The sequence below is a fragment of the Pseudomonas sp. 14P_5.3_Bac1 genome (assembly GCF_025466135.1).
GTDB lineage: Bacteria > Pseudomonadota > Gammaproteobacteria > Pseudomonadales > Pseudomonadaceae > Aquipseudomonas.
Map to the genome: position 1 here is coordinate 151,341 of NZ_JANLOF010000007.1, position 13,859 is coordinate 165,199.

Here is a 13,859-nt window from a genome sequence, read left to right on the forward strand (position 1 = left end):
CAAATGGTGGGCCCTCGATAGCGAGGCATTCTATGCAGGCGAACAGTTCAGGAAAATTCGTATTTTTTTGACATATACTTCGTTTTTTACGAAGTGTAGACCGTGATGCTCAATTACCGACAACTGCATTACTTCTGGGTGGTGGCCAAGACCGGCAGCATCGTGCGCGCCTGTGAGCAATTGAACCTCACGCCGCAGACCATCAGCGGTCAGATCAGTCTGCTTGAGCAAACCTTCGGTATCGCGCTGTTTCAGCGCGTCGGGCGTCAGCTCGAACTCACTGAAGCCGGGCGCCGCGCCCTGCCCTACGCCGAGCAGATGTTCCAGACCGGTAATGAGCTGGAGGCGCTGTTGCGCGCAGAGCCCAACGAACAGCAGATCCTGTTCCGGGTCGGAGTCGCGGACGTGGTGCCTAAATCCATCGTGTACCGGCTGATCGCGCCGACCATGGAGCTGAGCGAGCCAATCCGCATCACCTGCCGCGAGGACAAACTCGACCGCCTGCTAGCCGACCTGGCGATCCAGCGCCTGGACCTGGTGATTTCCGACAGCCCCATGCCCACACACCTGGACATCAAGGGCTACAGCCAGAAGCTGGGCGAATGCGGTATCAGTTTTTTCGCCACCCAGCCATTGGCTGACAGGTATGGCGGCGACTTCCCACAAAGCTTGCAGGGCGCGCCGCTGTTGATTCCGGGAGCCGAGACGGTGGTGCGCAGCCGTTTGCAGCGCTGGTTTGCCGAGCAGCAGATCCAACCGAAGATCATCGGCGAGTTCGACGACAGCGCCTTGATGCAGGCATTCGGGCAATCCGGCAGCGGCATTTTTATTGCCCCCAGCGTGATTGCCGATGAGGTGGTGCGCCAGTATGGCGTGGCGCTGATCGGCCAGACCGATGCGGTCACCGAGTCGTTTTACGCGATCTCGGTGGAACGTAAAATCAAGCACCCCGGCATTGTGGCGATTACCGAAGGGGCGCGACGCGAGCTGTTTACCGCCCTGCCCTGAGGGTTCAGGCGTTGGATGCGAGCGGCTGCTTGACGGTCATCAGCCACAGCGCCAGCAAGATCGACACCAGGATAAAACCGGACGCCGCAAAACCCAGGCTGCCAAGGCCGAGGGTGTCGATCACATGCCCGCCGACCATCGCGCCCAAGCCGATCCCAAGGTTGGCGCCAGCAATATTCAACGACGCGGCAAACGCCGGGGCATGGGGCGCGGCCTTCATCAACCGCACATGGCTGACCAGGAACATCGCCGCCTGGGTCACGCCCCACACGGCCATCGCCGCTGCCAGGCCAATCGTTGAATGAATCGCCGGAACCAAGGCCACCATGCCGGCGATCATGAACCCGCAGAACACCATGGAGGCGATCAATGGGTGGCGATCCACCGCGCGCCCGCCCAGGGAGTTGCCGAGCAGGCCGACCGCGCCAAAGCCCATCAGGCACCAGCCCACCAGGGTGCCGTCGAACCCGGCCAGGCGCTCGAGGATATCGGCCAAGTAGGTGTAAGCAGTGAACATGCCGCTGAACACCAGGATCGACAACAAAATATGGCCCTGCATCACCGGGTTGCGCAGGATCTTGAACTGCGAGCGCAGGGTGACTTGATCGTTTTTCGGCTTAGTCACCGGCAAGTAGATAAACAGCAGCAAAGCCTTGGCCAACGCCACCACGGCGAGGATCGCGAACGCGGTGCGCCAGCCGAACATGTCCGAAATCAACGTGCCCACTGGAATGCCGAACACGGTGGCGCAGACGATGCCAAAGCCAATCTTTTCGATGGCGCGCCCGGCGTATTCCGGGCCGACGATATCCACTGCGGTTTCACTGGCCAGGGCCCAGAACACCGGCAGCCCCAACGCGGGGATCAACCGTGCCACTGCCATTACCCAAATATTCGGCGCCAGCGCGGCCACCGTATTGGCCACGCCAAACATGATCAGAATGCTGATGAACAGACGCTTGCGCCCAAAGCGCGCGAAGTACGCCGTAAGAAACGGACCAAACGCCGCCACGGTAAAGGCAAACAAGGTCACCAGCAGCCCGGCCTGGGAGACACTGACATCCAAGTCCCGGGCAATGGACGGCAACAGGCCGACGATAATGAATTCTGTGGTCAGCACGGTAAAGCCGGCGGCCGACAGCAGCAGGATGGGAAACAGCATGAAAACTCCAGAAACGACGACATCAACGACAGCCCGAAGGGCTCGCTGACGGATAGGAAAGGTGAGAGGCGAGAATGTTAACAGAGTATGTCGGGATTTGGCCAAGGCCCGCAGCCGCGGGTGACCGAATGCCGCATCGCACGGAACACTTTGTACAGCGTGCTAGACTCCGCGCCCCGCGTCCTACAGCCCGTTCTGCGTGCGCCGCTGTGCCTTCAAAAAAATAGAGACATGTGTTTATGACTGCTGCCCCTTCCCTGCTGCAACGACTGGCTCGCGTCAGCCTGGTCACGCAAATCATCCTCGGCCTGGTCGCCGGTATCCTTCTGGCGTTGTTCGCGCCAGAGGCGGCCAAGGCCACCGGTTTTATCGGCAAGGTGTTTGTCGCCGCGCTCAAGGCCGTGGCGCCGATTCTGGTCTTCGTGTTGGTGATGGCATCGATTGCCAGTCATAAACACGGCCAGGAAACCCATATCAAGCCGATCCTGTTCCTGTACCTGCTGGGCACGTTCGCTGCCGCCGTGGTCGCAGTGATTGCCAGCACGTTGTTCCCCTCGATGCTGGTGCTCGCCACTCACGATGCCAGCGTCAGTGCGCCCGGCGGCATCGGCGAGGTGCTGCAAAGCCTGCTGCTCAGTGTGGTGGATAACCCGGTCAGCGCACTGATGAACGCCAACTTTATCGGCATTTTGGCCTGGGCCATCGGCATGGGCATCGCGATTCGTCACGCGGGTGAGGCCACCCGCACCGTGCTGGAGGATTTGTCCAACGGCGTGACGCTGATCGTGCGCATGGTGATTCGCTTCGCACCGCTTGGCATCTTCGGCCTGGTGGCCTCAACCCTGGCCACCTCCGGCTTCGGCGCCCTGCTCGGCTACGTCCACCTGCTGATGGTGCTGATCGGCTGCATGGCGTTCGTGGCGCTGGTGGTCAACCCGGCCATCGTGTTCTGGAAACTGCGCCGCAACCCCTACCCGCTGGTGCTGATGTGCCTGCGTGAGAGCGGCATCACCGCTTTCTTCACGCGCAGTTCGGCGGCGAATATTCCGGTTAACCTGGCGCTGAGTAAACGCCTGGGCTTGCATGAAGACACTTACTCGGTGTCGATTCCGCTGGGCGCCACCATCAATATGGCCGGTGCGGCAATCACTATCACCGTGCTGACACTCGCAGCGGTTCACACCCTCGGCATTGCCGTCGACCTGCCGACCGCCGTGCTGCTCAGCGTGGTCGCGGCGATCTGTGCCTGTGGTGCGTCGGGTGTGGCCGGCGGCTCGCTGCTATTGATTCCACTGGCGTGCAGCCTGTTTGGTATTCCCAGCGAAGTTGCCATGCAGGTGGTGGCCGTCGGTTTCATCATCGGCGTGCTGCAGGACTCGGCGGAAACCGCACTCAACTCGTCCACCGATGTGCTGTTTACTGCTGCGGCGTGCCTGGGCAAGGATGAGCAATTGGCTTAACCGTCAGGCATGAAAAAGCCCGGGGCGTTCGATCAAGAACCACCCCGGGCTTTTTTTATGGGCTTAGAAAGCGCCCATGTAATCACGCTTGCCCACTTCCACACCGTTGTGACGCAGCAGAGCGTAAGCGGTAGTGACGTGGAAGAAGAACTGCGGCAGGCCGTAGGTCAGCAGGTAGGACTGGCCGCTGAAGCGCTTCTCTTTCGGCGTGCCTGGGCGGGTGATGATCTCGATGCCTTCCTTGCCGTCGATTTGCTCAGGCTTGATGGTGTCGACAAATGCCAGCACCTTGGCGATCAGTGCTTGCAGGTCGGCAAAGGTCACTTCGCTGTCTTCGTACTTCGGCACTTCGATCTCGGCCAGACGCGCGGAAACGCCTTTGGCGAAGTCGACAGCGATCTGGACCTGGCGCACCAGCTGGAACATGTCCGGAAACAGGCGCGCTTGCAGCAAGGCGTTTGGCTCGATGTTCTTGGCGGTGGCGTGGGCTTCGGCCTTGTTCAGCACATCGCTCAGGGCGTTGAGCATTTGCTTGAAGACCGGGATGGAGGCGGCGTACAGGGAAATAGTCATGACAGTCTCACGGTAATGGCAGGGTTTGGAACCAGCGGCGATTATAGACATGCCAGCCGCGCGTGCCGCTTGTCTTTTATTTTTTCAGGATTAGGCTAGTGGGTTCACTGCATAGGGAAAGCGCGATGACCGCCGAGCACGACACCGAGACCCCTGAGCCGCGCCTGAACAGCACGGAAATCCGCATCCTAGGCTGCCTGATCGAAAAACAGGCGACCAACCCGGAAACCTACCCGCTGACCCTTAACGCCCTGGTGCTGGCGTGCAACCAGAAGACCAGCCGTGAACCGGTGACGAACCTCAGCCAGGGCCAGGTCGGCCAAAGCCTGCGCGCGCTGGAAGGCCAGGGTTTTACCCGCCTGGTGATGGGCAGCCGTGCCGACCGCTGGGAGCATCGCGTGGACAAGGCACTGGAGCTGGTGCCGGCCCAGGTGATCCTGATCGGGCTGCTGTTTCTGCGCGGGCCGCAGACGGTCAATGAACTGCTGACTCGCAGCGGGCGCATGCATGACTTTGAAGACGCCGAGCAAGTCGTACACCAGCTGGAGCGTTTGATTGCGCGCGGGCTGGCGGTGCTGGTGCCGCGTCAGGCCGGGCAGCGGGAAGACCGTTATACCCATGCGCTGGGGGATCCGGCGGATATCGAGGTGATTCTGGCGGCACGGGGGACTCCGGTGGAGCGGTCGACGGGGGCGGTTTCTCTGGATCGTATCGAAGAGCTTGAATCCAGAATCGCAGCGCTTGAAGAACGCCTGGCACAACTGGAACAGGCATAACTCGATCAACAATGTGGGAGCGGGCTTGCTCGCGAAGGCGGTGGTTCAGTTGGCACATTCGTCGACTGACACACCGTATTCGCGAGCAAGCCCGCTCCCACATTAGCTCCAGTGGTTTTCAGGCTCGGGCGAAGGCCACTGCGGCCTGAAACTGTTCATCAGTGGGGCGCACGCCGGTGTACAGCACAAATTGCTCCAACGCCTGGATCGCGATCACTTCGAGCCCGGTAATCACTCGCTTGCCTTTGGCCCGACCGCGCACGATCAGCGGCGTTTCGGCGGGAATCGCCACGACATCGAAGACGGTGTCGGCGGCATCCACGGCTTCAGCCTCAAACGCCAGTTGATCCGCCTCTGCCCCACCGGTCATGCCGATCGGTGTCACGTTGACCAACATCTGCGGGCGCAAGTCACCCAGCTCTGCCTGCCATTCATACCCCAGGCTTTGGGCCAGGGCCCGACCGGCCGCTTCGTTACGCGCCACAATCACGCCATGGGCGTAACCACCGTCGCGAAGGGCACTGGCCACGGCCTTGGCCATTCCGCCGCTGCCGCGCAGGGCAAAGGTGGATTCCTTCGGTACCGCGTGCTTTTTCAGCAGTTGTTCGACGGCGATGTAGTCGGTGTTGTAGGCCTTGAGATGGCCGTCGGTGTTGACGATGGTGTTGAGGGAGGCAATGGCTTTGACCGAGTCGTCGAGCTCATCAACCAATGCAAGGCTGGCTTCCTTGAATGGCATGGAAACGCCGCAACCGCGAACGCCCAGTGCGCGTATACCGCCGATCGCGCCGGGTAAATCCTGGCTGCTGAAGGCCTTATAGTAGAAGTTCAGACCCAACTGTTCATACAGATGGTTATGGAAACGCAAGCCAAAATTCCCGGGACGCGCCGACAATGACATGCACAGTTGGGTGTCCTTGTTGGGGTGCATCTGCATGGAAAACTCCTTTGAGTAAGCAATTGGGTACAGACCTTACACAACCTTTACCTATCGGCTGTGCTGTTTTTCAGAAATACGTTGTCTTAAAAGTATCCCCGCGACAATCCTTGAGTCTATTGATTGCAGACCACAAGCGCAGGGGCTAACCGAGGAATGACCATGATCCGTAAAATCCCCAAAATCGCCTTGCTTATCGGCGCACTCGCTATGGCAGGCCAAGCCTCCGCCCACGGTGGTGGTTGGGGTGGCCCGGCCGTATTGGGTGCTTTAGTCGGCGCAGCCGTTGTCGGCTCGGTGGTTGCCAGCCAATCCCAGCCGGTCTATGTGCAGCAACCGGTTTACGTTCAGCCGCAACCGGTGTATGCCGCGCCTCCTCCGGTCTACTACGCTCCGCCGCCACCGGTGTATGTGCAACAGCAGGTTTATTATCGCCCGGCGCCGGTTTATTACGGCCCACCACGCGGTTACTACGGCCCTCCCCATGGCTATTACGGCCGCGGCTGGTAACGCGCAATTGACATCCCAGGATCAGGCCCCGCTTACACGCGGGGCCTTTTTTTTGCCTTAAAGGTCCGGATTTACCCTGCAAAGGTCGCTGTGAGGACAATGCTCGAGGCGTAATCGCACATCATTATGGCTAATGTCTACTTGCTCGAACCAGGCTTGCGCTGTCATGTTTGTGTCACCAAGCCCTCTCACTATTGATTCTGTCCAGCCAATAACAATTAAGGACGACTGACCATGCCCACGCAAAACCCGCACCGCACCGCCGGCCTGTGCACGTCCAGCAAGGTCTACAGCGCACTCACAGAGCTCAAGCACCTAGAAGGCCATCGCAGCGCGAAGTTCCTGGCGTTGTTGGCGGAAAACCTGGTGCACAAGGGGCTGCTCAGTGAGCAGGAAGTGGTGATCATGCTTGATCAAGTGGTGGATTGACGTCTTGTGTTGATGACGACTATCGAGCCGGTTGATTTTTCCTTCGGCCCGCAGCGCCGTAAGGTGGCCTCCATAGCAATTGGAGGTCTCTATGCCCACTGTTCAGATCATGTCCGTTATCGGCAGCGCCGTTCCCGCCCCTCTTCGCAAGCTGGGGCTGCTGGCTTGCTGGTACCTGGTGCGCGATGGCGAGCCCATCAGCGGCCCGCTCACGTCGTTATCGGCCGCCGAAAAGCAGCTTCAACAGGCGTCGAGCTTCAGGCTGCACGCCTGAAGCTCGCCGTCTGTAACGGCTAAGGCAGCGGCAGCTTGACCCGCGGTTTGCTTTCGACAAACAGCGCCCAGCTCGACATAAACAACGCCGCCACCAGCGGCCCGATCACAAACCCGTTCAGGCCAAACACCGACAGCCCGCCCAGGGTCGAGATCAGGATCAGGTAATCCGGCATCTTGGTGTCCTTGCCCACCAGGATCGGGCGCAGCACATTGTCCACCAAGCCGATCACGAAGACGCCGAACACCGCCAGCACCACGCCCTGCCAGATCGAACCGCTCAACAGGAAGTAGATGGCCACCGGGCCCCACACAATCCCCGCGCCCACGGCTGGCAGCAGCGACAGAAACGCCATCAACACCGCCCAGAGCAACGCACTGGGAATATCCAGAAACCAGAAAATCAAACCGCCCAGCGCACCTTGGGTCACGGCCACCAGCACGTTGCCTTTGACCGTGGCCCGCACCACGCGATTGAACTTGAGCTGCAAACGGCGCTTTTGCGGCTCGGCCAGCGGCACCGCCGTGCGCACTTTGCGCACCAGCTCCGGACCGTCGCGCAGCAGAAAAAACAGCAGATACAGCATGATGAAAAAGCTCACCAGGAAATCAAACGTGCCCTGGCCAAAGCTGAACGCCTGGGTCGCAAAGAACTGGCTGCCCTGCATCGCACTCTTGACGATCTTTTCGCGCAGGCCTTCGAGGTTGCCCATGCCAAAACGGTCCAGCAGGTGCTGGAAGTATGGCGGCAGGACGTTCTTGAATTGCTCGATATACCCGGCCACGTCCAACTTGCCGCTTTCGATATTTTTGTACAGGGTCGCGCCCTCTTGCACCAGCAGCACACTGGTAATGATCACTGGCAAAATCGCAATGATCAGGCACACCGTCAGCGTCGCCAGGGACGTCAGGTTGCGGTTCCAGCTGAACCGCTGTTGCAGGCGCCGCTGCATCGGGGCAAAGATAATGCCGAGGATCACCGCCCAGAACACCGCACCGTAGAACGGCAGCAATATCCAGATAAAAGCGATGGTCACCAGGGCCAGCAGCAACAGCAGGGTTTTGAATTGCAGGTTGGTTTGATTCATGTCCGGTCCATGTCAGAAAAGCCAAGGCCCCGTGCAGGCCCTGTTGCTTAGTCCGCTGCGAATGCTGGGAGTGCCATCGTTTATCGCACAAGCATAGACCGCATCACTCATTGCCCGGGAGCCTGCGCCTTTGCCTCGCTCAACAGCGTCTGAATCATCTGCTCCTGAGCGGCCTAGCGGCCTTCGCCGAAGTGGCTGTGGGGATGCACCATTGGAATCCCCCGACGTATCGCGCCTATGTCGAAACCCACCTGCCGATACACCACGATACAAAATCAACAAAGGACGATCTGGATCAATAAATCCCAGATCAAGCTCCACTACCCTCGCGACCTTTTGCGACGCGAACCCATGCCATCTGTCATCGCCCCCGAACTGCTCGCCCCCGCCGGCACCCTGAAAAACATGCGCTACGCCTTCGCTTACGGCGCCGACGCCGTCTACGCCGGCCAGCCGCGTTACAGCCTGCGTGTGCGCAACAATGAATTCGACCACGCCAACCTGGCGCTCGGCATCCAGGAGGCCCACACGCAGGGCAAACGCTTCTACGTGGTGGTGAACATCGCGCCGCACAACGCCAAGCTGAAAACCTTCCTCAAGGACCTCGCCCCCGTGATCGGCATGGGCCCGGATGCGCTGATCATGTCCGACCCCGGGCTGATCATGCTGGTACGCCGCCATTTTCCGCAGATGCCCATTCATCTGTCGGTGCAGGCCAACACGGTGAACTGGGCCAGCGTCGAGTTCTGGCAGCAACAAGGCATCAGCCGGGTGATTCTGTCGCGCGAGCTGTCACTGGAAGAGATCGACGAAATCCGCCAACACGTGCCGACCATGGAGCTGGAAGTGTTCGTGCACGGCGCCCTGTGCATGGCCTATTCCGGACGCTGCCTGCTGTCGGGCTACCTGAACAAGCGCGACGCCAACCAAGGCACCTGCACCAATGCGTGTCGCTGGAAGTACCAGGCCACGCCGGCGGTGGAAAACGCCACGGGCGACATCGTCCAAACGTGTCAGCCAACCCTGGGCATCGGCGCGCCCACTGATCAAGTGTTCCTGCTGCAGGAAGCTAATCGCCCGGATGAGCAAATGCCCGCGTTCGAGGATGAACACGGCACGTACATCATGAACGCCAAGGACCTGCGCGCGGTGCAGCACGTGGAGCGCCTGACCCACATGGGCGTGCATTCGCTGAAGATTGAAGGCCGCACCAAATCGCACTTCTACTGCGCACGCACCACCCAGGTGTATCGCCAGGCCATCGACGATGCGGTGGCCGGTCGCGCCTTTGACCGGCAGCTGATGACCAATTTGGAATCACTCGCCCAGCGCGGCTACACCGAAGGTTTCCTGCGCCGCCACGTGCATGACGAGTACCAGAATTACCAGCACGGCAGCTCGGTGTCGGAACGTCAGCAGTTTGTCGGGGAGTTGACCGGCGAGCGCCGTGGCGAGCTGGCCGAGGTCAAGGTGAAGAACCGCTTTGCCGTGGGCAATCATCTGGAATTGATGACGCCCGCCGGGAATTTTCACTTCGACCTGGCCGTGCTGCACAACGCCAAGGGTGAAGCCATTGAGGTCGCGCCGGGCGACGGGCACACCGTGTACGTGCCGCTCCCGGCCGCAATGGACCTGCGTTTCGGCCTGCTGATGCGCGACCTCTAACGCGTCGCCGCGCAGAATACGCATCCAGCGGCCTTTGGTGAACATCGGATAACCATCGCCTAAACGCTTGGCTGACGTCCCGGCACACGCCATCGATCACCGTGGCGGCGGCCCCGCGTGTGAGAGGTATATTCGTATGTACGTCAGTTAAACATAGGTGAAACCCATGAAAGATCAGATCCTGAACTGACCGACCAACTGCCCCAGGCGCTGGCCCAAATCCGCCAGGCTGCGAGAGGTCTGGGCGCCCAGTTGGGTTTCATCGGCCACACTGTCGACCGCCACGGCGATCTGATGCACGCTGCGGTTGATCTCTTCGGCCACGGCAGTTTGCTCTTCGGCGGCGCTGGCAATCTGCGCGTTCATCGAGTTGATGGTGCCGATCAGCTGCGCCATGGTGTCCAGTGAGGCGCCGGCCTGGTTGGCCTGGGCCGAGGTGCCGTCGCCGGCATCGCTGGAACGGCGCATCGCGTCCACGGCGGCTTCGGTACCTTTTTGCAGGCGGTCGATCATGCCCTGGATTTCCTGGGTGCTGGTTTGAGTGCGGCTGGCCAACGCTCGCACTTCATCGGCAACCACTGCAAAACCACGCCCGGCCTCGCCTGCCCGCGCGGCTTCGATGGCGGCGTTGAGCGCCAGCAGGTTGGTCTGTTCGGCGATCGAACGGATCACGCCCAGCACGCTGACAATCGACGACACGTCCTGTTGCAAGCTGTCGAGGGACACGCCACTGCTGCGGATGTCATTCACCAGCGCATGAATCTGCGCGATGCTGCCGTCCACCACGCGCTTGGCGGCCTGGCCCTCGGCGTCGGTCTGTTGCGCGGCGACGGCGGCGCCCTGAGCGCTGCGTGCGACTTCATGGGCGGCGGAGGACATCTGATTAATGGCGGTGGCCACTTGGTCCGTTTCGTGACGCTGGCGCTCCATCGCGGTTTCCGAGCGCTGGGCTTGCTCGGACACCTGCCCGACCAACCCGGTGAGTTGCGAGGTCATCTCGGTGATCTGGCGCACCAGGCCGTGGATCTTGTCGACAAAGCGGTTGAACGCACCCGCCAGATCGCCCAGTTCATCCTGGCTGGTGATGGCCAGGCGGCGGGTCAAGTCGCCCTCGCCCGCCGCGATATCGTCGAGGTTGGCTTTCATCAAGTTCAACGGCCGCAGGATGGTATTGGCGGTCACCATGCCCACGGCGGCAATCACCAGCAACACCACCACGGCCACACCGAGGATGCTCAGCAACACGCCTTCCATGCGTTTCTCAACCTTGGCCTCAACCACGGCCACCTGGGCTTCGATGCCGTCGAGGTTGACCGAGGTGCCAATCACCATGTCCCATTTGGGCAGGTATTCGGTGTAGCCAAGCTTGGGCACCAACTCGGTCTGCCCCGGCTGGGTCGAGCTGTATTGCAGGTAGTGGGTGCCGTCCTTGCCGACCTTGACCAGGTCGCGGTTGACGTAGACGCCGTTGGGGTCGCGGTTGTCCTTGAAGCTCTTGCCCACGCCGTCGGGGCTGTTGCCCTTGAACAGGCGGATGGTCTCGGAGTCGTAGCCGAAGAAGTAGCCGTCCTTGCCGTAGCGGGTGTTGGACAGCAACTTGACCACCTCGGCCCGCGCGGCGGTGTCGCCAGGGGCGGCGGCGTCGTAGAGCGGTTTGATGGTGGTCATGGCCACCTCGACATAACTTTGCAGAGTGGCCTTGGCGTCGTTGAGCAGGCGCTGGCGGGTTTCATCCACCTCGTTGTGTGCCTGGCCCTGAAGGATCCACACGGTGGTCAGGCTGATGACCACGGCAAACAGCAACACCGGCACGACGGCGAGGGACAGGACTTTGGCCTTCAGACTCAGACGCATGGCTTTTCTCTCTTATTAGTGGCGACCTGGAGAGGCTATCGGCCAATTGCAACGGATCTGTAGGCCACTGGATACCCGTGGCGCGGGAGGTGTTTCAAATCATCAAAGGGTCATCGCAGCGAGCCAGCCGAATGCCAGCAACGGGATGTTGTAGTGCAGGAACGTCGGCACCACGGTGTCCCAGATATGGTGGTGCTGGCCGTCGATGTTCAGGCCGGAAGTCGGGCCGAGGGTCGAGTCCGAAGCCGGCGAGCCCGCATCGCCCAGTGCGCCTGCGGTGCCGACGATGCACACAATCGCCAACGGGCTGAAGCCCAGTTGCACACACAAAGGTACAAAAATCGCGGCGAGGATCGGCACCGTGGAAAACGACGAGCCGATGCCCATGGTCACCAGCAGCCCCACCAGCAACATCAGCAACGCGCCCACCCCACGGCTATGGCCGATGAACGCCGCCGAGGTTTCTACCAGCGAACGCACGTCACCCGTGGCCTTGAGCACTTCGGCAAACCCCGAGGAGGCGATCATGATGAAGCCGATCATGGCCATCATCTTCATGCCTTCGGTGAACAGGTCGTCGGTTTCGCGCCAGCGCACGATGCCCGACACCGAAAAGATCAGGAACCCGGCCAGGGCGCCAATGATCATCGAGTCCAGCCACAGCTGAATGATGAACGCCGAGGCAATCGCCAGCCCGGCCACCAACAGGGTCAGCGGGTTGTACTGCACGGCCACTTGCTCGACGCGCTCGATTTTTTCCAGGTCGTACACGCGCTTTTTGCGATAGCTGACAAACACTGCCACCAGCAGGCCAACCACCATGCCCAGCGCTGGCAAGCCCATGGCGTGGGTGACGTTGACCTGGCTGATGTCGACGCCGCTCTTGGCCACGTTGGCCAGCAGGATCTGGTTGAGGAAGATGTTGCCGAAACCCACCGGCAGGAACATATACGGCGTGATCAGGCCGAAGGTCATCACACAGGCGATCAGGCGGCGGTCCAATTGCAGCTTGGTCAGCACGTACAACAGCGGCGGCACCAGCAGCGGAATAAACGCGATGTGGATCGGCAGGATGTTCTGCGAAGCAATCGCCACGACCCACAACAGACCGATCAGCAACCATTTGACGTGGCTGCCGCCGGTGGCTTCCTGACGATCGACCAGCATCAGCGCCTTGTCTGCCAGTGCATGGGCCAGGCCGGACTTGGCAATCGCCACCGCGAAAGCGCCGAGCAAGGCGTAAGACAACGCCACGGTCGCCCCGCCGCCCAAGCCGCCATTGAAGGCCTTGAGCGTGGCTTCGATGCCCAGGCCACCGGTCAAGCCACCCACCAGGGCGCCGACGATGATGGCGATGACCACATGCACGCGGGACAAGCTGAGCACCAGCATGGTGCCGACCGCGGCGATGACTGCGTTAATCATGATTACCTCAAGACAGAAACATAAAAAACAGGCATACCCGCGCCCGGGCGGCCATGGGGTTGGCTGCCAGCGTGCAGGCTTGAAGAGGTCTTATTAGAGGGCGCGCACTTTGCAGCAGGCGGGCGCGCATGTCAAAAAACGGCGTCGTTTTCAGCGCTCAATTGAACGTTTAAATAATAAAGAAGCATCAAAAGCGGCCGATACAGAGGCTCTCTGTGTTTTCAGGTTAAGGATGCTCCTCGATGTTCCTCAGACAGCTGTCCATTCAATGGAAAATCACCCTGCTCGCCGGCCTGTGCCTGCTGGGGATCGTGACCCTGCTGGTGGGTCTGTCGCTGTATCGCATGGAGCACAGCTCGCAGCAGGTCAAAGCCTCGAGCATGCAGATGCTCGACGAGTCCGCCCAGGCGCGCATCGAGGCCCAGGGTGAAGTGCAGGCGCTGGGCATTCGCCAGCAATTCATGGACGCCTACCAGTACGGCCATGGTTTTGCCCGTCAGGTACTGTTTTTGCGCGAACAGGCGGAAAAACGCTTCCTCGACGCCTTCGACACCCGCGAAGACTTGACCCGCCAGGTCAAGGCCGCGCTGCAGGCCAACCCGGACCTGCTCGGGTTGTCGCTGGTGTTTGAAGCCAATGCGCTGGACGGCAAGGATGAGCTGTTCGCCAATCAGGCGGAACTGGGCAGCAATGACAAAG

General features: G+C 60.7%; 13 protein-coding genes and 1 pseudogene. 7 read left to right on the top strand and 7 right to left on the bottom strand.

Features of this window, described 5'->3' with window-relative positions; translation table 11 throughout:
• Nucleotides 1–105: 105 nt before the first annotated feature.
• Complete coding sequence (nhaR, locus tag NTD89_RS01785; protein ID WP_262206252.1) at nucleotides 106–1,008, top strand: transcriptional activator NhaR; 903 nt, start codon at nucleotides 106–108, stop codon at nucleotides 1,006–1,008.
• Nucleotides 1,009–1,012: 4 nt separating this feature from the next.
• On the opposite strand, the gene NTD89_RS01790 is transcribed toward nhaR, so the two are convergent.
• Nucleotides 1,013–2,170, bottom strand: coding sequence for an MFS transporter (locus NTD89_RS01790; protein WP_262206253.1), 1,158 nt, complete (start codon nucleotides 2,168–2,170; stop codon nucleotides 1,013–1,015).
• Nucleotides 2,171–2,409: 239 nt separating this feature from the next.
• Between NTD89_RS01790 and sstT the strand changes: the two genes are divergently transcribed.
• The gene (gene sstT / locus NTD89_RS01795) at nucleotides 2,410–3,630 is read left to right on the top strand and encodes a serine/threonine transporter SstT (RefSeq protein WP_262206255.1); all 1,221 of its coding nucleotides are present in this window, start codon (nucleotides 2,410–2,412) and stop codon (nucleotides 3,628–3,630) included.
• 63 nt (nucleotides 3,631–3,693) lie between these two features.
• Here the strand turns inward: sstT and NTD89_RS01800 are convergent, their stop codons facing one another.
• Nucleotides 3,694–4,203 carry a DUF1993 family protein gene (locus NTD89_RS01800; RefSeq protein WP_053255427.1) on the bottom strand — a complete coding sequence of 170 codons (510 nt, stop codon included), beginning with the start codon at nucleotides 4,201–4,203 and terminating at the stop codon, nucleotides 3,694–3,696.
• A gap of 125 nt (nucleotides 4,204–4,328) precedes the next feature.
• Between NTD89_RS01800 and NTD89_RS01805 the strand changes: the two genes are divergently transcribed.
• Nucleotides 4,329–4,979, top strand: coding sequence for a YceH family protein (locus NTD89_RS01805; RefSeq protein WP_145163367.1), 651 nt, complete (start codon nucleotides 4,329–4,331; stop codon nucleotides 4,977–4,979).
• A 118-nt stretch (nucleotides 4,980–5,097) separates the two neighbouring features.
• Here the strand turns inward: NTD89_RS01805 and NTD89_RS01810 are convergent, their stop codons facing one another.
• Nucleotides 5,098–5,916 carry a shikimate 5-dehydrogenase gene (locus tag NTD89_RS01810; RefSeq protein ID WP_145163365.1) on the bottom strand — a complete coding sequence of 273 codons (819 nt, stop codon included), beginning with the start codon at nucleotides 5,914–5,916 and terminating at the stop codon, nucleotides 5,098–5,100.
• A gap of 156 nt (nucleotides 5,917–6,072) precedes the next feature.
• On the opposite strand from NTD89_RS01810, the gene NTD89_RS01815 reads away from it, so the two are divergent.
• The 3 genes from NTD89_RS01815 (at nucleotide 6,073) to NTD89_RS01825 (ending at nucleotide 7,129) form a co-directional block, all read left to right on the top strand.
• A complete protein-coding gene (locus tag NTD89_RS01815) occupies nucleotides 6,073–6,426 on the top strand; it encodes a hypothetical protein (RefSeq protein ID WP_053255424.1) in 354 nt (117 codons plus the stop codon).
• 234 nt (nucleotides 6,427–6,660) lie between these two features.
• Entirely contained in the window at nucleotides 6,661–6,855 is a 195-nt protein-coding gene (locus NTD89_RS01820) for a hypothetical protein (RefSeq protein ID WP_145163363.1), read from the top strand.
• 91 nt (nucleotides 6,856–6,946) lie between these two features.
• Nucleotides 6,947–7,129: a hypothetical protein gene (locus tag NTD89_RS01825; RefSeq protein WP_106580093.1), complete on the top strand. Its 183-nt coding sequence runs from the start codon at nucleotides 6,947–6,949 to the stop codon at nucleotides 7,127–7,129.
• Between the two features lie 19 nt (nucleotides 7,130–7,148).
• On the opposite strand, the gene NTD89_RS01830 is transcribed toward NTD89_RS01825, so the two are convergent.
• Entirely contained in the window at nucleotides 7,149–8,216 is a 1,068-nt protein-coding gene (locus tag NTD89_RS01830) for an AI-2E family transporter (RefSeq protein ID WP_145163361.1), read from the bottom strand.
• A gap of 351 nt (nucleotides 8,217–8,567) precedes the next feature.
• Here NTD89_RS01830 and yegQ point away from each other — a divergent pair, with 351 nt between their 5' ends.
• A complete protein-coding gene (yegQ, locus tag NTD89_RS01835; RefSeq protein ID WP_262206257.1) occupies nucleotides 8,568–9,881 on the top strand; it encodes a tRNA 5-hydroxyuridine modification protein YegQ in 1,314 nt (437 codons plus the stop codon).
• A 174-nt stretch (nucleotides 9,882–10,055) separates the two neighbouring features.
• On the opposite strand, the gene NTD89_RS29430 is transcribed toward yegQ, so the two are convergent.
• The 3 genes and pseudogenes from NTD89_RS29430 to NTD89_RS01845 form a co-directional block, all read right to left on the bottom strand.
• Nucleotides 10,056–10,877 (bottom strand): methyl-accepting chemotaxis protein, encoded by an 822-nt coding sequence (locus NTD89_RS29430; RefSeq protein ID WP_406991760.1) that lies wholly within the window; start codon nucleotides 10,875–10,877, stop codon nucleotides 10,056–10,058.
• A gap of 36 nt (nucleotides 10,878–10,913) precedes the next feature.
• Nucleotides 10,914–11,735, bottom strand: a pseudogene (locus tag NTD89_RS29435) (cache domain-containing protein); the annotation flags it as partial.
• Between the two features lie 102 nt (nucleotides 11,736–11,837).
• On the bottom strand, nucleotides 11,838–13,157 hold the full coding sequence (locus NTD89_RS01845) for a Na+/H+ antiporter family protein (RefSeq protein WP_164487975.1): 1,320 nt from the start codon (nucleotides 13,155–13,157) through the stop codon (nucleotides 11,838–11,840).
• Nucleotides 13,158–13,859: the final 702 nt, after the last annotated feature.